Here is a 21,605-nt window from a genome sequence, read left to right as displayed (position 1 = left end):
GATTGACAAAAATTATACTTTTGTGATAGAGCAAGTCACGCCAGAAAAATACGGAAAATATAAAATTTTTTGTCACTAAAAATACAATACAAACTTATTAATTTCCGAATGACATCGGACAAAATCACCCAAGGTCTCACTCACCGATGTATCTCGGATAACGAAGTAACAAAAATATCAAGATACCCTGAGAATTTTTGCTAAAAAAAATCAGTAAAGGCGTGGTAAGGTTTTAAATCCATCCTGATTCCGTTCGCGGTTCGCCCCATGTATCTACAAGACTTACACCCACAACATCTTGAAGAATTAATTAAGAGTAGTGGTATTGATTTAGCCTTGACACAACTGAATTTCAAGACTCTCACAGGTGTAGCAGCATTAGAGTGTCTGTTGATTTCTGAGCATCTACCCCGCACGAACACGGGAATGGTAAAAACTGGCTGGTTACAACGCTACAGTCATGCTGGTGCTGGTGGCTGGTGGTGTTCTGGCTTAGATCCCCTGAATAATTGGGAAGCGATGGAATGGGGTTGCTTTAAACCGAACCAACCGCGTCAGAATCAAAATGGTAAGCCGATTAAATACGAACATCCTCCTAGCACACCAACAAGGTTATTTTGTCTGCGGGTGACGTTGGGTATCTGGGAGAAAATTTCCCAAAGGTATAATATTGCCATACCTGCCCACATCCGCATCAACGAACAGGGCGAAGCTGTAGGCTTTTGGGAATGGGTGATGGAGTCTCAAATCCCTGTGATTATTTGTGAGGGAGCCAAGAAAGCTGCTACATTATTGACACAAGGCTATGCAGCGATCGCTATTCCTGGGATTACTAGCGGTTATCGGGTAATCAAAGATAGATTTGGTAAAGTGATCAATCGGCAATTGATACCTGACTTAGCGGCATTTACGCGGATGCAACGCAGTTTTTATATATGTTTTGATTTTGAAACCGAAGCTAAAAAAATCGCTGCCGTCAGTAATGCGATCGCGCAACTTGGCTGTTTATTTCAAGAAAAAAAATGTCCTGTCAAAGTCATCAAACTACCAGGGCAAGAAAAAGGCGTTGATGAGTTGATAGTTGCCAAAGGTGCAAACACCTTTGAAAAAGTTTATCGTCAAAGCGTTGACTTAGAAATTTACCTAGCCCAAATTAAACCCCACACCGAGTTAACTATTCCGGCTACACTCACCATTAATCGTCCCTATTTAGGAGAAATCAATTTTCCGACTGCTGGATTAGTAGGAGTCAAATCAGCAAAAGGTACAGGTAAAACCACAGCCCTACAATCTCTTGTAACTCAAGCCAAAACTCACCACAAACCTGTATTACTCATTACCCATAGAATCCAACTAGGTAAATTTTTATGTGAAAAAATTGGGATTAAATGGGGATTAGGTCAGAGTGAAAGCATCAAAAACCAGAGTAATGCCTTAATAATTAATCATCCAGCATCAGCACTAATCCCATCTTTAGGTTTGTGTGTTGATTCTATCTGGAAACTGCATCCAGAAGATTGGCAAGGAGCAATAGTCATTTTAGATGAAGTAGAACAATCTTTATGGCATCTTCTCAACAGCAACACTTGTAAACACAAGCGCGTCAAAATTTTAAAAGTATTCCAACAATTAATTTCTACAGTATTATTAACTGGGGGCTTAGTCATTGCCCAAGATGCTGATTTATCAGATATTTCTTTAGAATATCTCCAAGGGTTAGCAGGATGTAAAATTAAACCTTGGGTAGTAGTAAATCAATGGAAACCCCAACGAGGTTGGGATGTGACATTTTATGATTCTCCCAATCCCATACCTTTAATTCAACAATTAGAATTAGACTTACTCGCTGGCAGAAAATGTTACGTTACAACAGACAGCCGCTCTGGACGTTACAGTTGTGAAACCATCCAAAGTTATCTCAAAGAGCGTTTAGAAAAACTAAAATATGAATTTCCAAAAACCCTAGTTATCAATAGTCAAACCACAAATACACCAGGACATGCAGCCGTAGATTTTGTAGCAGCTATTAATCAAAAAATTACTGAATATGATCATGTATTTGTAACTCCTAGTTTAGGGACAGGTATTAGTATCGATGTCCAACATTTTGACCGAGTTTATGGCATTTTTCAAGGAGTAATTCCCGATTCAGAAGCCCGACAAGCATTAGCCAGAGTTCGGGATAATGTCCCGCGAATTGTTTGGTGTGCTAAAAGAGGAATTGGCTTAATTGGTAGCGGTAGTACAAACTATCGTTTACTGTCAAATTGGTATCAAGAAAATCAAAAAGAAAACTTAGCATTGCTGAGTCCCTTACATAAAATAGATGTAGATTTACCCTTAGTTTATGACCCGATTCATTTACGCACTTGGGCTAAAATATCTGCGAGAGTAAATGCTTCTTTGCGTCTTTACAGACAATCAATGCAAGACGGTTTAAAGACTGATGGACATCAACTTTGGGTAAGAAGCAATGCCATTCACAACAATATTATCCGAGATTTACGGTTAGCATTTTTAGCAACTGATCCGAGTGATGTAGCTAATCGCCAAAGATTAGTCCTCGAAATTGTCAAAGTACAGAAAGAATGGACAGACAAACGGCAAAAAGCTAAAGAAATTAAGCGTCAAATTAAAAATATTAAGCAACAAAATCAATTAACAGCAGCAACCAATGTTGCCAACGCCAAAGATATTGATTATGTAGAATATGAGTATTTATCTGTTCAACATTCACTTACTGATGAAGAACGTCACCAAATCCAGAAATATCATCTCAAGCAAAAATATGGAGTTAAAATAACTCCTCGTCTGAAATTGCAGGATGATCAAGGATATTACTCGCAATTATTGATTCATTATTATCTCACCCATGAAAGTGAGTATTTTCATATCAAAGATGAGCAAGAATGGCAACAGCAATTATCTTTAGGTGAGGGTAAAGTGTTTTTACCAGATTTAAAAACCTATACCTTGAAAGTTGAGGCAATGAGAGCCTTGGGAATGCTGCAATTCCTAGATACAGAACTAAAATTAACTGAGGATGATAGTAAGTTACTCTGGCTAAAAGATGTAGTTGGGCAACACAGTAAACATATTAAAAGAGTCCTGGGTATTGATTTTTTCAAAGGACAAAATAAAGCCACAGGAATTAAAATCTTGAGTCGATTGTTACATTTATTCGGTTTGAGGTTAAAACGCGTCAATGATATTTATCAAATTGACCCAGACACATTTTATGATGGTAGACAACAAATATTTGCAGTTTGGCATCAACGGGATAAACGTATATTAGCGCAGATGAAAACCGTCGGCTGTGAAATCACTAATATTGCCTTACACCGTAAGTCACAAATGGTAAGGGTTAGAGGTGCTTAGGGTAGAAAGCGGTGCTTTGCGTGCCGGTTTAACTCACTTAGAATAAAAAGATACATTTAACCAATTAAACTCCGGGTTCACGTTATATTGCAATTAATGAATGATGAGGAAAAACACCTGTGTTTCCCCTTTACGACGAAAACCCGACGCGAGTCACCCCGTATTTTACCTACGGTTTAATTGGGATGAATGTTTTAGTCTTTCTTCACGAATTGAGCTTATCTAATGCCCAATTAAATCAGTTTTTAGATCAGTATGCTGTAGTACCCGTACAGCTAACCAGCAATTTTGCGAGTGAGTGGACAACTTTATTCACGTCGCAATTTTTACATGGTGGTTGGTGGCACTTGATCACCAACATGGTGTTTCTGTGGGTTTTTGGTAACAATATTGAGGAACGCTTAGGACATCTCAAATATTTAATTTTTTATTTAGCCTGTGGTGCTTTAGCGGCTGCTTGTCAATGGTTTATTGGGATGTATTCAACTATCCCGTCTTTGGGTGCTAGCGGTGCGATTTCTGGGGTGTTGGGTGCATACATTATTCGTTTTCCTTATGCCAGAGTTACAACTTTGGTTTTTTTAGGTTTTTTTGTGACTACAATCAGTATTCCGGCACTGGTATTGATTGGGATTTTCTTTATCCAGAATGTTATATCTGGTCTTGCTAGTCTACAAGCTGCTGCTAACATGAGTGTAGAAACAGGAGGCGTTGCTTATTGGGCGCATATTGGCGGTTTTGTCTTCGGGTTAATTCTTAGCCCTTTATTTGGTTTATTTAGACGTGATTAGTGGGTGATTTGACTGCCAGGGCAATTATTTGAAGTTAGTTACACCTACGGAGATTTGTGGTGATTCCTCCTGTTTGTCTTCTTCGGGTACATCCTCAGATGAGGATTGAGCTACTGGTGGTAAAGTGATGGTAATATCAGCACCGTTAATAATCACTCCTAATAATCCCAGTTCATCTTGCACTAATTGGTCTATAGCTTCTCCTAGCATATTTTCCTGAGTATAGTTTGGTCTGGCTACTAGGATGATGCCATCGCTGTAAGGTTGGATTAATAAGGGATCATTGGATAAGCTCAGGGGACTGGTATCTAAAATTACTAAATCATAACGTTCCCTGGCATCTTCCATCAGTCGCCGCATTTCGCTTGATTCTAGAATAGCCGCCGACTGACGCACAGGCCCTGGACTGGGGATGATGTATAAATTTTCAACATCTGGCACTAAACGAATACATTCACTCAAGCTACCGTAATAACGCAGGGGTTCTATAGTAGCATCTGGATCTGGGTTGATTTTCAGCGATGAACAGCAGGAAGGCGATCGCAAATCTGTTTCAATAATTAAAGTTCTTTTTCCCGCTCGCGCAGCTGCTACACCCAAGTTATAAGCACTGGTAGTTTTACCTTCTTTGCTACCTGTGCTAGTAATTAAAATTACCTTCAAATTTTTCCCACCCATCCGGCGCAGATTACTGCGGAACTTCTCATAAAACTCTAAATATAGGGAATCTGGAGAAAAAACAACCGGTATTCCTTCAGGGGGTAAATCATCCACAGGCATTAACGGTAGTTCTCCCAACAGTACCGCTTCCCGTTGCTTGAGGTTGTCGCGGATATCTTCCTTAGTTCTCAAAGTACCTTCTAGCGAACCTAACAAGAATATAACTCCACCACCAACTAAAATTCCCAAGAAACCGCCCACACCTAAAGTAAAAGGTATACTCTTAGATTTTTTAGGTTCAGGCAGAATCGAAGGAAGTCGGGCAATGCTAAGACTGCTGACAGTTTCTGCCTCAGCAGTTCTAGCATCGGTGAGTTTGGCTTGCATTTGATCAAAAACAGCTTTCTTGAGGGCTACCTCCTGTTCTAAGCGCGATCGCTCTAGTTGTTTGTTGGGTATTTGAGAATATTCCTTTCGCAATCGCATCTCTTCGCGCAATTGCTGCGCCAACTGCTGTTCCAGGGTTTCTCGTTGGGTTTGCAAAGCCACCATCTGGTTTGCTAGTTGCTGCCTAGCTGGATCTAAATTAATTTGGGCGCGGATATCAGTAACGTTACGTGCTAAAGGTGCGGCTGCCCCACCACCACCAATTACCTCCGCAGCCCGTTGTTGTAATAATTCCTCATTGGCTTGTTTTTGACGCTGCAACTGAATCATGGTGGGATGTTCTGGGCGTAAATCCTTACGCAGCAAAGCTATTTGTGATTCAGTCTGATAAATCTGATTGCGTAAACTGACAATGATGGGATCAGCACTTAAGGCAGAAGAAACATAAGCTTGATCGACATTTAATCCCAATTTTGTTTGCAAACTGCGAATTTGGGCATCAATCCCCGTAATAGTTTGTTGAATTGTACGCTGTTGATTTTGACTATTAGTGATCGCACTCAACAGACTACCGTTTTCTGCTGCTAATATAGCGGGACGTTCCAGGCGATCATACAGTTCTAGTTTCCTTTCTGCCGCTTGCAGTTCTGATCTTACTTGGGGTATGCGTTCGTTAATTTTTTCAATAATTGCATTTAATCGCCCAGTATTAATATCATTACTCAGCTTGACCATTGCTTGCATCAATTCCAGGATGATTTCTTGAGCGCGCTTAGGGTCAGTATCTTTATATTTCAGTTCAATAATGCTAGATTCTAATTCCCCGGTGGCACTTTTTTTTGGTGCCTTAATAGCAATATTTTTGCCAATAGTTTTAGGTGAAACATTAACCTTTGCTGCTACAGTTTCCACCAAAGGATCTGATAGTAACACTTTGGCATCGAGTCCCTGACCCTGTTGCTGAATTTCCGTACCAGTAGTAGAAAATGAAACTGGTGGACGAGTGTATGTCAGTGCGCCATCTGCTATATAACTGGCTGGTGGTTCTGGTTGCATAGCCACCACTGTTGACCCCGCGATTACTAAACCAAAGCTGGCTAATCCAATCCACTTGTATTTTTCAAAAGCGATAATGTAGCGTTTAACAATTGGTGGGGTCATAACAAAGCCATAAGTAAACAGACGAGGTTGAATTGAAGCTAGCGATCGCTAGCTGTCCAGTTAGTTACTTGTTATTATTCCTGATGCTTCATGGATTAGTCACCCCCAGGCTATAATTTTTATACATTTTTAATTTAGTCTAAAAATATACATCAATTTCCCCCTCCGCCGAAGCTTTCAAAGAAATTCAGGAAAGACCGGACATTGAAAAATGGCTGAGTAATCGTACTTAAAAAATTAGTAATTCTCCCAACCAAGCTGCGGCCAACCACAATCACATCATTATCTTGTAAAGGCACATTTTGAGAGACATCACCAGCCAAAGCCTTCTTAGCATCTAATTTTTGGGTGACAGCTTTGCCACGTTCCGCATCGAACCGCACTAAAGCAATATCTCGCAGGTTGGCAGTATCAAGATTGATTCCTCCCAAGGCATCAACAAAGCTACTACCATTAGGCAGTGCTTGAGTTACAAGCCCTCCAGCAGCGTAATTTAACACACGGATTCTAATTTGTGTGACAGCCAGAGAAGAACGAGCCACTAAATAGCGATCGTAACCGTCATCTGCACCAATTTCACGACTAGGTACAACTATTGCGTCCCCATCCTGCAAACGTAAGCTAGGCAGCGAACCATCATTTTGTAATGCCCCGTATAAATCAATCGTTTGAGAAATTGTAGAACCATCCATCAACCGACGACGTACCTGCACCTGTCGCAAGTCAGCATTCATAGTAGAACCACCAGACGCGAGTAAAGCATCCGCAACACGAGGTATTGATGAAGCCATACCATAAATTCCTGGTCGAAACACTTCCCCACTGACAGTTACTTGCACAGGTCTTGGGGCTGCTAACGACACCACCAACATCCGATTTGCTAAAATCTCGCTAGAAGTCAAGCGAATTTTTTCTTGTGCTTCTTGCACACTTAACCCTTGTACAGAGATAGTTCCCACTTGTGGGATGACAATATTGCCTTCGGGATTAACTGGGGCTGAGAAGTTCAAATCAGGGCGTGGTACTGCCAACGATAACACCACCACAGGATTAATTACATACCGATTGAGTAACGAGCGAATTTTTGCTTGGGCTTCTTGCAAAGTTAAATCTTGCAGTGACACTGTTTCTAGTAGTGGCACTGTGATATTACCTTCTGGGTTAATCGTGGTTTGAAAGCTCAAATCTGGAAAGCGTTGCACAAGCACGCTAATACCGTCACCAGGCCCTAAGCGATAAGCACCCGCAGGACGTTGAAAAGCCACGTTTAGGACATCTCCCGGCCCTAACAGATAACGGTTAAATTGAGGCGAAATCTGATTATTTGCACTGGCTGGTAAAGTTTCTGTATCTAGTGGAGGTGAAGGAAAATTAGCTGGTGATTCCCCTGAAGGCGGTAAACTTTGAGCAACAACAGGTGAAAAAGTATTTAAGAAAATCCCTGCTTGAAAACTAGCAAAGCACAGGGTACTAAATGCACGTATATAAAAATTGCTAACTAAGAACATTGCTATCTGGAAAATATAGAAGAGAAAGTGGGCAGCTTCAGCAGCAATTACACTCAAGGAGTTGGCTTTAGTGGGCCTGCCATCAATGTGGCTTGTATTAGTTCACCAATAGACTTTACTAACGGCCAAGTAGTTTCCACATTACCTAAAGGTTCCATAGGAACGAGAATACTGACAGCCACCCAACTAGCACGATGCTTTTGCCATTGTGCTAGTTGATCTGCCACAAACCAACGCCAAGGAGAAGTGTAACCACTGTTGGGTAAAGCGTACCATTGTAAGACAGCAAAGGTTTCTTGATTTGTGGAGACACGAAAGAATCTAGCTTCTACTGTAATTTGAGTATTTACCGCATCGGGCGATTGTGGAATATTTAACTGAGCAGAACGTTCTTGCGCTATATTCCATTGTCCCCAACGAAACTTGCCCCAGCCGCTAATATCTGTCCATTCAATTTCCGGTTGATCCTTGGGGCCATTTTGCGGTAATAACAGCAAGATAGCTTTGTTTTCTGAGTTTTCTTGCTTAAGTAGTTGCACAGACCATTTATGCTCGCCAATCAGTTGTTCAACTTGTTCAATAGTTTTCCAACCATCTAGAGTTAACCCTTTAGCACGTATCTCTCTCAATGCCTTGAGGTTACTAATAGGTGGTGGTTGTTTCCATTGCCATTTGCCTGTGAGGTATCCGGGGGCTGCTCCTGTTACTAAGAGCAGCAACAAAATTACCAGCACGGCTAAATAAGTCCAATGCTTTTCTTTAAACAAGTTAGATAGGAAAGTCATCAGTAAAAATTGCTATGTTGATGCCAAATTTTACTAGCAAAAATCACATGATGAGTTCAGTAAAATTAAGGTAATAGAGAAAAAGTGTTGTTAACTTAGTGGGATGTGATTCTTGAAACCTAAGCTCAATCAGACTTTTGGAATTGTGAATTGATATCAGCCGATGCTGGGAAAAGTTCCACAAAAACGACTGAATTCCCTGAATGGTGCCAAAACATCCATATCGGTAGATGAACGTTGGTTGTGCTTCTTTCATCTTCCGCTACGGGGGTGTCTGTTATTACTACAGACCTACATTGAGTGTTTTTTCCTTGGGGCGCAACCTGTAGCGTCCTATAATCTCGACTTCAAGCTCGTAAGTCTCATCAAGTCCTCGACGCTTTAAAGCTTGGTTGATGGCATTCTGTGATGCTAGGATTTGCTCGACTCTTTTGGTCTGGGATACGCTCTGTGGATGGTAGCGATAATAGTAGAGTGGCTTTGCTAAGTGTTGTATTTGTGTCACCTCAGATAATCGTAGACACAAGTCATAATCTTGAGCTAGTTCAAATTCTTCGTTGAACCCACCTATTTGCTCATAAACATCTCGGCGTAACAACCGGAAATGAAAGATCATAAAATCAATTAATAATCGCTCTTTGGAGTAAGGAATCCGGCAACGTTTTCCATATCCTAATATTTTGTTATCTTGATTAATTACCTGATAATCTGTATATACAAGTCCTACATTTGGCTGTGCTTCCAGTATGACCGAGGTTTCTGCAATAGCTGTTGGTGCTAATAAATCATCACTGTCTACTAATCCAAAATAGGGGCTTGTTATCTGATTCATTGCTGCTTTTAGAGATTTTGCTCGTCCTTGATGTTCTGCTGCTATAAGTTGTACTCGCTTGTCTTTTTGAGCAAATTCACGCGCTATTTTCACAGAACTATCAGTAGAACCATCATCCCAAATTAATAGTTCAAAATCTTGTCTGGTTTGATTCAAGACACTCTTGATAGCAGCAGCTAAATAGCGTTCTTGATTATAGACAGTCATAATCACAGCCACAGTTTTTTCCATCTTAACCTCCGCAGTAACATCGAAAAGGGGAGGTTTTATCCCCAGTTATTTCTATTTTCAAGTTGGTCAACTCAATTTATTGAGCTAGATTGATCTAATAGCTGACTGAGTGGAAAAACTTACTAGTCACAACTTGTTTAGTCTTCTGGATACTTAGCATTTATACACTGTGATTTTTTTGTAATTTGTATCTGCTATTTATGGGTTTATTGGTAGGTGCAAGATGTGAGCCTACCTCAACTCAGCAGATTGGTATACTTCACCTCTAGCTTATATCCGCTTCTTCTATGGTGTCTAGAGGTACTGAGAAATATTGATTCATCCAATTGAGCAGAGGCACTAATGACAGTAACATTAAAGCTGAGTAGAGGTCGCCGCCCCAACTATCGTGTAACCATGTAAACGCTGCTTCGTTACCAGTGCCATGAAAGTAACTGAGTAAAGTATTACGAATGATATTAGCAACAACGCTAATGAGAATAGCAATAGATAAAAACCAAATTGTTGTTTGGCGTGAAGATAAAACACCTTTCCAATACAGCAGCATCAAACTGACGTAGATAGTTGTAAACAACATTTTTAGCCCTGCACAGTAGGGAGCCACTTCCACAATTCTGCCAGCAACATAGATATTGATGCCGTCAACAACTACTTCCATGCCGGACTGATTTAAGATAAAACCTGCTGTACCTGCAATGAAACTTTGCAAGGGAAAGGTGTAAGGAGCAATGAGATATGGTATGGCTGTTGGGGTGGCTAAAAATACTAGCAGTAGAGAAAACCATTGTAATCGGAAACCTGGGATACCCTTAAACCACAAACAAAGTGCTGCCAAGATAGTGGGAAAGGAAAGATTCACCCATTCTGTAACGCCGCTTAAATAAAAAATTCCCCCAATTACGAGTAAAACTAAGCCCAAGGTATGGTTTTTATCTGGCAAGCGTTGCCACTGTTTGCGGTTTTGCCAACTGAGGTAAGCAGCAAATGGCAGCCCGATTAGCCCGTGGCTGAAATATTCATGTTCAATGCTGATAGTTTTGTGTAGCCATCCATCTAACCAATGTAGTAACACTGGAGCATATAGCAAGCTCAAAAGGCTGAAAATCCCGATGCTTAACAATGGGGCTATGTTTGTGTGTTTAATCTGTTGCTGAAGTGCCATAGTTTTAAGCGGTACAAAAACATCAGATATCAAGACTGCTGAGTATGAAGACTGTAATGGATTCAACAAGCAACTGAATTCCCTGTAGGGGTATAGTGCTAATCGCCACTTTTTGCTGATATATTGGTAATATATTACACTGGTTATGGAGTAGTTGCGGGGTGATCTGCAAAATCTCCAACTACACTGGCAATAGCTGCGACAACTTCTCGGATTTGGCTATGCTTCAAACCAGGGTACATGGGTAAAGATAGTATTTCTTGGGCGAGTTTTTCTGCCTGGGGAAAATCTCCGCTTTGATAACCTAAGTTGGTAAATGCTGGCTGAAGATGACAAGATATTGGATAGTGAATGCCGGTTTGAATTCCGCTTGTTGTTAATTGGGCTTGGATTTGCTGGCGATTTACAGGGCAAGCATCTGTAATTCTGATGATATAAAGATGATAAACATGACCTGCACCGCTTTGATTTTGGATGGGGATAATACCAGCAGATGCTAAAGGTGCTAGTTCTAAGTCATACTGTTGAGCAATGCTGAGGCGATCGCGATTCCATTGTGGTAAATGTGGTAGTTTTTCTAATAAAACAGCTGCTTGCAATGTATCCAAACGACTGTTTGTTCCCATCTCTACATGCACATATTTTTGGCATGAGCCGTAATTCCGTAAGCGAGCCACTTTTTGGGCAATATCTGCATCGCTTGTGAGTAGGATTCCCCCATCACCCAACGCCCCTAAGTTCTTGCTGGGATAAAAACTAAAAGCTGCGGCTACACCTACACTACCGGCTGTATAGCCTTCTCTGTGGGCTAGGTGTGCCTGTGCTGCATCTTCAAAAATTAACACGTTGTAGGTATGGGCAAAATCCCTGAGTTGCTCAGGAGATACCATCTGTCCATACAGATGTACGGGAATAATGGCTTTAGTTCTGGGTGTAATGGCTTTTGCGGCTGCTGCTAAATCAATTAATGCTGTTGCCGGATCACAATCTACAAGGATGGGTTTGGCTCCCGCTTGCAGCACTCCAATCAGTGTGGCGACAAAAGTATTCACTGGTAAAATCACCTCATCCCCAGCCCCAATGTTACAGGCTTGCAAACCTAGTGCGATCGCATCAGTTCCCGATGCTACACCCACACCATATTTTGCTCCAGAGGCTTTGGCAAAGTCTGCTTCAAATTCTGCCAGTGCTGTTCCTAAAATAAAATCTCCTTGCTGCACAACATTGGCAATTGCCTGTTGAATCTGGGTTTGAATTAACTGGTGTTGTAACTGTAAGTCTACAAAAGGAATTCTCATATTAGTCATTGCTAGTTAGCCTCACAATTAAGTTTGGTGTTTTGATGAACCTATGATTTAAAAGTAAGTTTTGTTGCCATTATCAAGCATCAAATGTTAGAAAAAATTGACATATTTTCTCATATACAATTTTGAATAAATAAAAATTATCTATGTAAAAACTATAATTTCTACCATTTAATTTCACAAATTTATTTATTCGTTATTTCTGTGATTTATTCCGAATAAATAAAGCGAATTCATGGGAAATTATGCACTTTGAGAGTCAGCATCCCAGTTCCGTTAGGGTGAGATTTACCCCAAAAATTTGCGGTGTAAATTTCTAGGGGTTAATGCCAGCAACAAAGCTTGCACATCATCAGATTGTTTAACTGGCTTGGGTGACTGTCACCAGAATATATAGTGAGTGGTATCAGCTTTGTCAACAAATTTTGGGGGCAGAAAAAACTAGAAATCCTTTGATGGCATACTTAGGCTGATGAAATTAAAATCATCCTTGATTCCTCAATGATCATCTCTGACCGTAGCCTAGGCAAAATTCATGCGGGCTGAGTCTTTCTAGCATATTGAGCATGAAAATGTTCACCGTATTTTCTACCTAATCTACACCCTGTACTGTTACAGTTATCATACCCACTTAAAAGTATGAATTAACATTATATGCGAACTCAGGAGTAAACAATGTTGCTGCCATTATCCGAACATAATTCTGTGAGACTAAGGCTTTAGTACAGATTTTCTGCCTTATTTACATCAAGGGAAGAAAATTTTGGCTCAACTTGTTTGTCAGCAGCAAAATTGGGGAATGCTTAAAAATAGGAAATCATAACCCAGTGATAGCGGTTAGATAAATCACAATATCGAGCAATGATCAAGGTAACGGTGGCAATGGTAGAGCCGGATAACAGATTATTTGTCCTGAAAGACGGTTGGGCTTCTCCTGAATCAAGAGAAAAACAACGTCTCAAAGCATTGTCAGAATTAGGTTTGCGGCAACCAGAAACCATAGCAGTTTTTGAGGAGGCTACTCAAACTGCGGCTCACTTTTTGGAAGCACCAATTTCAGTTTTAGGATTTATAGATCAAGAACGTCATTGGTTTAAGTCGGCGGTGGGCTTATCTAGACTGGGGCTGATGAATCATTTAGCTCAAAGCCGTCAGCTGTTGCGTGGTGAATCTTTCTGCACTCAGGTAGTAGAAAATTTTCAAACAGTTGTCATTAATGATACGCAAAATCCGAACAATTCCACACCTATCTCTAACAAGTTGGTACAAGAGTATGGTATCCGCGCTTACCTGGGAACACCACTGATAGATGGGGCAGGTAATTGCTTGGGTGCTTTGGCGGTAATGGACTTAGTACCACGTAATTTTACCAATCGAGATATTGAGTTTTTGCAAATTATAGCCCGGTGGAGCATGAGCGAGTTTGAGCGCAATCGGCTCCTCATGGCGAGAAAACCGGAAAAAATCAGCCATCAGAGTCCGCCTTCTTTGTTACTCAATGACGAACTGGTGGCTGATATGAAAGTAACTGCACCTAGTTTAGAAAAAGAATCTTTAGGCACCAAGGAAATCAAACTAGAACTTTTAGCCCAACTCACACAGGAATTACGTACACCTTTAACATCCGTACTAGGTATGGCAAGTGTTTTAGGAAGGGAAATTTATGGCCCTTTGACCAGTAAGCAAAGAGAATATTTAGAGATTATCCAACACAGTGGTCGGTACTTACTTTCTTTGGTTAACGAAATTACCGAATTAGGAAGCATAGATGACAATTCGACTGAGTTGAATATTGCTCCTGTAGATATTGAGATGCTATGTCAACAGGCGATCAATACTTTAGAAGAAGCAGCGAATCGTCGGGAGCAAGATATTCGCCTGTCTATCGAACCAGGACGTGGACGTATTTGGCCTTTAGATAAAGATAAAGTCCGACAAATACTATATCACCTGATTTTCAGTGTGATTCAACTCTCTGCTACGGGTAGCATTGTGCGGATTCATGTCTCTTACAAGGAAAATACGCTCAATATTACTGTCTGGGTTTCCCATCCCTGGTTAGGAGATGGTATTACTGAGGTTGATCCTTATTTCCGGCTCAATACATTATCTCTACTAGAGTTGGCTGGTGAGACAGATCCTTACAGTGTTCATCTGGAAAATCAGAAGGAAACTGAGGACTCACCAATCACACTAGAGAAGTTACATCCTTTGGATGATGATGCTGAATCCAATATGTTTACTGGCAATCCTCATAGAGATGTCACTCAAGTAAAAGGACATATTTCCCGTGAAAGCTTAGGTTTATTACTTAGCTGCCAATTGGCAGAATTACATGGGGGCAAGATTTCCATCCAAGGTTCACCAGAATCAGGACACCGCTATGTAGTGAGTTTGCCATTGCAAATGAGTAGCACTTCACAAGTTAACGATATTTCTTGATGGGAGAGTATGAGTAATACCTAGTAGTTGTTATATTCGGCGTTATGACTCTTTGATATCAGGCGCATTATGATCAGGTCTAAGTGCTAATAGTGCTTGCTCATTGATAGTGTGCGTGTTTTATGAATTTAGTCTGGCAACGGCTTACTTTATCATATTTACCGCTAAAAGAATATCTAGCTACCAGTTACTTGCGTCGTTATCTGGTGGGGCTGTTATTTTCTTGGCGGCAAAGCAGTGTTTTAATTCAGTGGGGAGATATCTTAGCTGCTGTCTTACTCAGCTTGGTATATGCTCTTGCGCCTTTTGTATCTAGTACCCTGGTAGGGGTATTACTATTAGCTTGTGTGGGATTTTGGTTATTGTTGACTTTAACTGACGAACCAACATCCGCAAACAATTCTTTATTTACACCGATTCATCTTTTGGTGTTGCTGTACTGGGGAGTTGCTGTTGTCGCCACAGCGTTGTCACCAGTTAAAAAAGCAGCGTTAAGTGATTTAATCACGTTGACGCTGTATTTGCTGCTATTTGCTCTTTGTGCTAGAGTGCTGCGATCGCCTCGAATACGTTCTTGGATGATTACCCTTTACTTACACGTGACACTGATTGTGAGTGTATACGGTTTGCGGCAATGGTTTTTTGGTGCGGCACAGTTAGCTACTTGGGTTGATCCAGAATCTCCCTTATCTAAAACTACCAGGGTTTACAGTTATTTGGGTAATCCTAATTTGTTAGCTGGTTATCTTGTCCCAGCCGTAGTTTTAAGTCTAGTTGCTTTTTTTGCTTGGCAAAGCTGGGTGAGAAAAGCATTAGCATTAACCATGTTAATTGTCAATACTGCCTGTTTAGTTTTAACTTTTAGTCGTGGTGGCTGGATTGGTTTGTTGGTGGCTTTGTTGAGTGCGATCGCTTTGTTAATTTATTGGTGGGGTTTGCAAATGTCGCCTTTTTGGCGCACTTGGTCGCTACCCCTTCTGTTCGGCAGTGTCATTGGCTTATTGGTGCTAGCAGTCATTTTCGTGGAACCAGTACGGCTGCGGATTTTGAGCATCTTTGCCGACCGCCAAGATAGCAGTAATAACTTTCGTCGCAATGTTTGGGATGCGGTATTTGAGATGATCCGCGATCGCCCGATTATCGGTATCGGCCCTGGTCACAACTCATTTAATAAAATCTACCCTCTTTATCAACGCCCTCGCTATACTGCCTTAAGTGCCTATTCCATTTTTCTAGAGGTGGCTGTAGAAACTGGGTTGATTGGACTTAGCTGTTTTCTCTGGTTAATCATTGTTACCGCGAATACAGCCTTTATGCAATTGCGACGATTGCGACAATCAGGTAACAAAGAAGGATTTTGGTTAATTGGAGCTTTTGCCACGATGCTGGGGATGTTAGCTCATGGCACAGTAGATACTATCTGGTTTCGTCCTGAAGTGAATACCCTCTGGTGGCTGATGGTTGCCTTGATAGCCAGCTATTGGACACCTCTAACTCAAGCGCAAACTCCAGAAGTTAACTCACCCAACCCACAACCAGCAGCCAATTAAAGTGTAAATAAATCAAAAGGCACGGCATCATGGAAGTTAGTTTTCTTTGCCGTGCCTATAATCATTAACACACAAAAATTCACAAACTACGGCTAGGCTTAGTCTCTGTAAGTGGTAGCACCAGGCGCATTCGGATCACGATAGCGGGTTGGTTCTTCACGATCTCTTCTACCTCTACCCGCTAACCCAGCTAAACCTAATAAACCAATTAAACCCAACCAACCCCAATCAAAAGTGTCCCGTTCATAATAAGTTGTTGTCCTGGGGATAGTCTCAACTCTCGGATCAGTTACCTGCGCGTTGGCAGGTAAACTCAAGGGCAAAGTCGCCATACTTAAAGAGAGAACAGCAGCCCCAACAGAAGTGGTGAAGTAACGTTTCATGGTAAAAGTTCCTTGTTGCTTCCACAGTTATCCACAACTGTATCGATTACACTAGCTAGCAGTATCAATCTGCGGCTATAAACTGGGTGTTTACTCAACTCACGCTGAAGATATACAGTCGCTCGTTTACTGTGATCACTTTGTTCTGAGAATAGAGCATGGGTGTAGGGGTGTAAATCAGAAAGATTTTCCTACCACTAATAATTTTTCATAGCCCGTTGCATATCCCGTTGATCTTGACGGCGTTTGAGGTCTTCTCGCTTATCATGGAGCTTTTTACCTTTACCAAGGGCTATACTAATTTTCACCCAGCCCCGCTTGAGATACATCTTTAAAGGTACTAATGTCAAGCCTTGCTGTTCTACTTTACCAATTAGTTTCCGAATTTCCTGACGATGTAGCAGCAGCTTGCGAGTCCGGCGTGGTTCATGATTAAAATATTGTCCACTGGCGTTGTAAGGTGAAATATGCACGTTAATTAGCCATGCTTCACCATCACGAATCAAAGCATAACCATCTTGGAGATTGACTTTACCCGCACGAATTGATTTGACTTCTGTTCCTGTCAACTGAATCCCAGCTTCATAGGTTTCTAGGATTTCATACAAAAAACGGGCTTGGCGGTTATCACTAATAACTTTGTAACTTTCGCTCTTATCGCTCATTGAAAATTAGGTTGGGGATAGACTGATTAGAAAAATAGTTTGGATTAGCTAATGAATTCAAAATGAAATAGTAAACCATGAGCCATGCTTTAACTCAGGTATTAGGGTTATTCTAATAATTTAGCTTTTTCCAATTATCGATGAGAATTTAAGGGAGCATTTGCCAATAGAAGATGATTGATTAAGTAAATAATAATTTATATTAGGGTGGTTAATGGTTGGGCATATTGGCGGGACTGTAAAAAATTAAAAAATTCTTGGTGATCTTACATGGTAGGGGGTTAAAGGAACGTTTAAATTTGTTAATATTTTTATGGATTTAAGATTTTCTTTATAAATCCCTCTGGGGACAGTCATCTGCTGCTGATCCTGTCATAGTATGAAACATAAGAACACTATTGTAACTTGTGTTTTTAGATGGAGCTTGTAAAAGGGAATTTTTGAGTATAGATAATGCTAGGGGTGTACTGTCCATGCCCTTGACGATCCTTGTGGTGGATGACGATTTGGGCACTCGTCTATCTATTAGTGATTATCTTGAACTGTCTGGCTACTCTGTGATTACAGCGAATGACGGTCAAGAGGCTTTAGCAATGGTAGAAGAATACCAGCCTGATTTAATTGTGACAGATATTGTGATGCCACGGATGAATGGCTATGAACTGGTACGTCGGGTACGTCAAAAACCAGAGTTCCGGTTATTGCCTGTAATTTTATTAACAGCCCGTACTAAGACGCAAGAAAGAATTCTCGGCTATCAATCGGGGTGTGATTTATACTTACCAAAACCTTTTGAACTAGAAGAGTTAGCCGCCGCCATTCGGAATCTTCTAGAGCGATCGCTGATCATTCAATCTGAGTATCGCTTATCACAAAAACAAGGCGCAGCCACTCCCGTCTCCAACAAAGCAGTAGAAGCTAATAACTCTGTATTCAGCCAAAATCTAGAGAAATCGCCGTTAATTTCATCTTTAACCCTCAGAGAACAGGAAGTCCTAGAACTTTTAACTCACGGTCTTTCTAATGCTGATATGGGACACAAACTACACTTAAGTCCCAGAACCGTGGAAAAATACGTGAGTAGTTTATTAAGGAAAACCGCCACCAGCAACCGGGCTGAACTGGTGCGGTTTGCAATTAAGCACGGTTTAGTCGATTGATTGGCTAGTAATGTATTGCAGCAGACCTTGACAAGCATCAACCAATAAATCAATTACCTGATTAAATCCTTCTTGTCCTCCATAATAGGGGTCTGGAACTTCTTTGAGGTTGTGCCGAGTGCAAAATTCACACATCAAATACACTTTCTTGTGATACTGCCCAGTCGAATCAAGCGCGATGATATCATCATAGTTATCCCGATCCATAGCCAAAATCAAATCAAATTCCTGGAAATCTGACTTTTGAAACTGTCTAGCTCGCCCAAGCAACTTAATTCCTAACTTTGCTTGTGCCGCCGCACTCATGCGTCGGTCAGGTGGGCTACCGATGTGATAGCTCGATGTACCAGCAGAGTCACAGATGATACTTTCGCTTAAGCCAGCTTGGTCAATCAAATAATTCATGATGTTTTCTGCTGATGGCGATCGGCATATATTACCCAGACAGACAAACAACAGCTTGTGAGGCATAATTCTTAGGTTGTAATTGACAAAATCAGGTTTTTTCCAGCATTTTGCATTCTATTGCAATTTAGTCAACAGTCAATAGTTATTAGTCATTAGTCATTAGTCATTAGTCATTAGTCATTGGTCATTGGTCATTAGTTTTTCTCCCTCATCCCCCTCATCTTCCTCATCTCCCCAGTCACCAGTCCCCTGCTTTACAATTATTAACAGCAAGTTCACATTTCTTTGAAATATGCAGGGAACGACAGCCGCCTCTACAACTCCAATTCCTGGACAATATTGGCAGTGGCGAGGGCATAAAATTTACTACGTGCGTGCGGGAGCAAAACAACCGCAACGTCCGCCTTTGCTATTGGTACATGGCTTTGGTGCTTCTACAGACCACTGGCGCAAGAATATCACAGGTCTGTGTGTTGATTTTGAAGTATTTGCAATCGACCTATTGGGGTTTGGACGTTCAGCCAAACCTAAATTACAGTATGGTGGCGACTTATGGCGCGACCAACTGCGTGATTTTATCAGTGAAGTCATTGGACAAAAAGCAGTGTTAGCTGGTAACTCCCTTGGTGGCTATGCTTGCTTGTGTGTTGCAGCCCAATGTCCTGACAGTGCGGCTGGTGTAGTCTTGTTCAATAGTGCAGGGCCATTTAGCGAAATTCAGTCAACATCTGAACCAGAAGCTTTACAATCACAAATTCAACCACCTAAACAACCCTCGGCTTTACAGAAACTTGTGGGCAATGGTGTCAAATGGATGTTTAAACAACGTCTAGCCCAGTTTTTATTATTTCAATATGTGCGACAACGTTGGGTAATTCGCCGAACTTTAGAAAAGGTTTATCTTGATCAAACAGCTATCACAGACCAATTAGTAGAAGAAATTTATCGCCCTGCTTACGATACTGGTGCTTTGGATGTGTTTGTGTCGGTGTTTAGTTCTCCTCAAGGGGAAAAAGTTGATGTTTTATTAAAACAATTAACTTGTCCTTTATTGCTACTTTGGGGAGAGGCTGACCCTTGGATGAATGCTAGAGAACGTTCGCAAAAGTTTCACCTATATTATCCTGAATTAACAGAACATTTTTTACGGGCTGGTCATTGTCCTCATGATGAAGTACCAGAACAAGTCAACCCGATTTTCCGAGATTGGGTGTTATCTGTTTGCTAGTGATAAGTTAGAACCAGTTCGTAGTAAGGACTTTAGTCCTGAGAAAATAAGCATATCAGTAGGGTGCGTCAGATAACAAAAATACATTTATTAACAGCATTTAATCAGTCTGACGCACCCTACAAGACACATTTTATGTGACACTTGCGTAAGTCATCAGTCAAAAGCAGTTCGTAGTAAGGACTTAAGTCTTGAGAAAATAAGGACTAAAGTCCTTACTACAAACCAGCATATTGTTTTAAAATAATGAATTAATTTTTTGTTCGATTTGGTCACTAATAATTTCTATACCTTGGCTCGGTTGCTCAAGATTAACTCTGACAAAATTCGTTTTATCTGCTGTTGTAAATTTATTATCGTTATTTGAGTCTTTAATTATTTTAATAAAAATTGCATTTTGACTGGGAAGAACAACCCAATTTATCATTTTGGTATTATTCGGGGTGACTTGTTTAAGGTTCTTTCCCGACAAATCAGATATATAACCAATGACTGCATCTTGTTGGTTGAGTTTTTTATCTTTGTTGGTATCTTGGTCAATAATTTTATAAAGAAAAACTCTTGTGGGTGTCTTTCCTGGTGGTTTGGTTTCGATTAACTCAAAGGCATTGATGACGGCTTTTTTATCAAGGAGAAGATGAGTTTTCCCATCTTGTTTGTGATAAAATATTAGATTATATAATGAGCCGTCACCTCGTTTATAATCACGAGTCTTGTCTAAAAAACTATCTTTATCTGAATTTTGTTCTTTAACATTTACGGGAATCATTAAATAATCTGACTGCTGTTTAATAATTAAGTCTCCGTAGCTAATTTTGGTTTCTGTTTTTTGTTGTTCTACAGCATTGACTTGCTCGGCTTGTCTCGCTACGTTGAAGTCACAGGATAAGGAAAGGCTAGCTACTAAAGTTGCTAAGGTGAAATTCTGCCAACAGCGATTACTGTTTTTCATATATGTTTCTAGCAGGATAATATTGCTGTTCTATTTTATTCGCTGCTAGAAAATCAGCCAGACTATTTTTGTAGGGTGGGCATTGCTTAAGAGTTCCTCAAACGCTTAGTTTTACGGTTGACTGTGCATCGCCTGACTCTAATTAAAAATGGTACAAGATATGACAACTATAACATCAAAAAACCTGGTACGGGTTGACCAGGTTTTTCAAAGTTCACAGGTTTCAAATTTTTGAATTTAATAAAAAAGATTTTGAGCAAATTTACAACTAGGGTGGACATTACAACTAACAAATCCAGCAATTTTCGTTTTTCCGCTTTGGGATTTGGCTTGGCCTGTTTAGGGCTTTTTGCCACATTACTGATATTATGCTGTAATTTGTTTGGGCTGATGATGGGAGACACCGAATCATTTGCCCTTAGTTTGGTTCGCCTTGTTTGGTGTCTTGATATTTAAGTTAGCACCGAGTTTGTTGCTCGCAATCCTTAATTTACTAAACTTGACATTTTGTAGATGTTTGCAATAAACGCTTAAAATTTTGATCCATAAGTATTTTTTGTAGATACGTAATAAGGGCGGGCAGGATGCCCACCCCACAAGATTTATTGTTGAGGTTGA

At 40.6% G+C, this 21,605-nt stretch carries 16 protein-coding genes; 6 read left to right on the top strand and 10 right to left on the bottom strand.

Translation table 11 applies throughout. The annotated features are described in order from the left end of the window. Positions 1–267 precede the first annotated feature (267 nt). Complete coding sequence (locus A3775_RS18555) at positions 268–3,378, top strand: plasmid replication protein, CyRepA1 family (protein ID WP_066426198.1); 3,111 nt, start codon at positions 268–270, stop codon at positions 3,376–3,378. A 119-nt stretch (positions 3,379–3,497) separates the two neighbouring features. Continuing rightward, on the top strand, positions 3,498–4,169 hold the full coding sequence (locus A3775_RS18550) for a rhomboid family intramembrane serine protease (RefSeq protein WP_066375661.1): 672 nt from the start codon (positions 3,498–3,500) through the stop codon (positions 4,167–4,169). Between the two features lie 24 nt (positions 4,170–4,193). On the opposite strand, the gene A3775_RS18545 is transcribed toward A3775_RS18550, so the two are convergent. The 6 genes from A3775_RS18545 to A3775_RS18520 form a co-directional block, all read right to left on the bottom strand. Further along, on the bottom strand, positions 4,194–6,377 hold the full coding sequence (locus A3775_RS18545) for a polysaccharide biosynthesis tyrosine autokinase (protein ID WP_066375658.1): 2,184 nt from the start codon (positions 6,375–6,377) through the stop codon (positions 4,194–4,196). A 152-nt stretch (positions 6,378–6,529) separates the two neighbouring features. Then, the gene (locus A3775_RS18540; RefSeq protein WP_066375885.1) at positions 6,530–7,885 is read right to left on the bottom strand and encodes a polysaccharide biosynthesis/export family protein; all 1,356 of its coding nucleotides are present in this window, start codon (positions 7,883–7,885) and stop codon (positions 6,530–6,532) included. 53 nt (positions 7,886–7,938) lie between these two features. Further along, a complete protein-coding gene (locus A3775_RS18535; protein WP_066375655.1) occupies positions 7,939–8,670 on the bottom strand; it encodes a cyanoexosortase B system-associated protein in 732 nt (243 codons plus the stop codon). A gap of 283 nt (positions 8,671–8,953) precedes the next feature. Then, a complete protein-coding gene (locus A3775_RS18530; protein ID WP_066375651.1) occupies positions 8,954–9,733 on the bottom strand; it encodes a glycosyltransferase in 780 nt (259 codons plus the stop codon). Positions 9,734–9,998: 265 nt separating this feature from the next. Further along, positions 9,999–10,895 (bottom strand): cyanoexosortase B, encoded by an 897-nt coding sequence (gene crtB, locus A3775_RS18525; RefSeq protein ID WP_066375650.1) that lies wholly within the window; start codon positions 10,893–10,895, stop codon positions 9,999–10,001. A gap of 143 nt (positions 10,896–11,038) precedes the next feature. Continuing rightward, the gene (locus tag A3775_RS18520; RefSeq protein WP_066375648.1) at positions 11,039–12,202 is read right to left on the bottom strand and encodes a DegT/DnrJ/EryC1/StrS aminotransferase family protein; all 1,164 of its coding nucleotides are present in this window, start codon (positions 12,200–12,202) and stop codon (positions 11,039–11,041) included. Between the two features lie 879 nt (positions 12,203–13,081). Between A3775_RS18520 and A3775_RS18515 the strand changes: the two genes are divergently transcribed. Further along, on the top strand, positions 13,082–14,641 hold the full coding sequence (locus A3775_RS18515) for a GAF domain-containing sensor histidine kinase (RefSeq protein ID WP_066426196.1): 1,560 nt from the start codon (positions 13,082–13,084) through the stop codon (positions 14,639–14,641). 122 nt (positions 14,642–14,763) lie between these two features. Continuing rightward, positions 14,764–16,191 carry an IctB family putative bicarbonate transporter gene (locus tag A3775_RS18510; protein WP_066426195.1) on the top strand — a complete coding sequence of 476 codons (1,428 nt, stop codon included), beginning with the start codon at positions 14,764–14,766 and terminating at the stop codon, positions 16,189–16,191. A gap of 98 nt (positions 16,192–16,289) precedes the next feature. Here A3775_RS18510 and A3775_RS18505 read toward each other — a convergent pair whose 3' ends face one another. Both A3775_RS18505 and smpB read right to left on the bottom strand, forming a co-directional pair. Next, positions 16,290–16,574 carry a WGxxGxxG family protein gene (locus A3775_RS18505; RefSeq protein ID WP_066426194.1) on the bottom strand — a complete coding sequence of 95 codons (285 nt, stop codon included), beginning with the start codon at positions 16,572–16,574 and terminating at the stop codon, positions 16,290–16,292. A 197-nt stretch (positions 16,575–16,771) separates the two neighbouring features. Next, complete coding sequence (smpB, locus tag A3775_RS18500) at positions 16,772–17,239, bottom strand: SsrA-binding protein SmpB (protein ID WP_066375633.1); 468 nt, start codon at positions 17,237–17,239, stop codon at positions 16,772–16,774. 473 nt (positions 17,240–17,712) lie between these two features. Here smpB and A3775_RS18495 point away from each other — a divergent pair, with 473 nt between their 5' ends. Then, positions 17,713–18,399, top strand: coding sequence for a response regulator transcription factor (locus tag A3775_RS18495; protein ID WP_066426192.1), 687 nt, complete (start codon positions 17,713–17,715; stop codon positions 18,397–18,399). Here the strand turns inward: A3775_RS18495 and A3775_RS18490 are convergent. Then, positions 18,388–18,870 (bottom strand): low molecular weight protein-tyrosine-phosphatase, encoded by a 483-nt coding sequence (locus A3775_RS18490; RefSeq protein WP_082803786.1) that lies wholly within the window; start codon positions 18,868–18,870, stop codon positions 18,388–18,390. The two genes, A3775_RS18495 and A3775_RS18490, sit on opposite strands and share 12 nt — an antisense overlap. Before the next feature lie 229 nt (positions 18,871–19,099). On the opposite strand from A3775_RS18490, the gene A3775_RS18485 reads away from it, so the two are divergent. Next, a complete protein-coding gene (locus A3775_RS18485) occupies positions 19,100–20,035 on the top strand; it encodes an alpha/beta fold hydrolase (RefSeq protein WP_066375623.1) in 936 nt (311 codons plus the stop codon). 238 nt (positions 20,036–20,273) lie between these two features. On the opposite strand, the gene A3775_RS18480 is transcribed toward A3775_RS18485, so the two are convergent. After that, entirely contained in the window at positions 20,274–20,987 is a 714-nt protein-coding gene (locus A3775_RS18480; RefSeq protein WP_066375620.1) for a hypothetical protein, read from the bottom strand. Positions 20,988–21,605: the final 618 nt, after the last annotated feature.

The sequence above is a fragment of the Anabaena sp. 4-3 genome, from assembly GCF_001597745.1.
Lineage (GTDB): Bacteria > Cyanobacteriota > Cyanobacteriia > Cyanobacteriales > Nostocaceae > Trichormus.
This window is presented reverse-complemented; position numbering and strand designations above follow the sequence as displayed.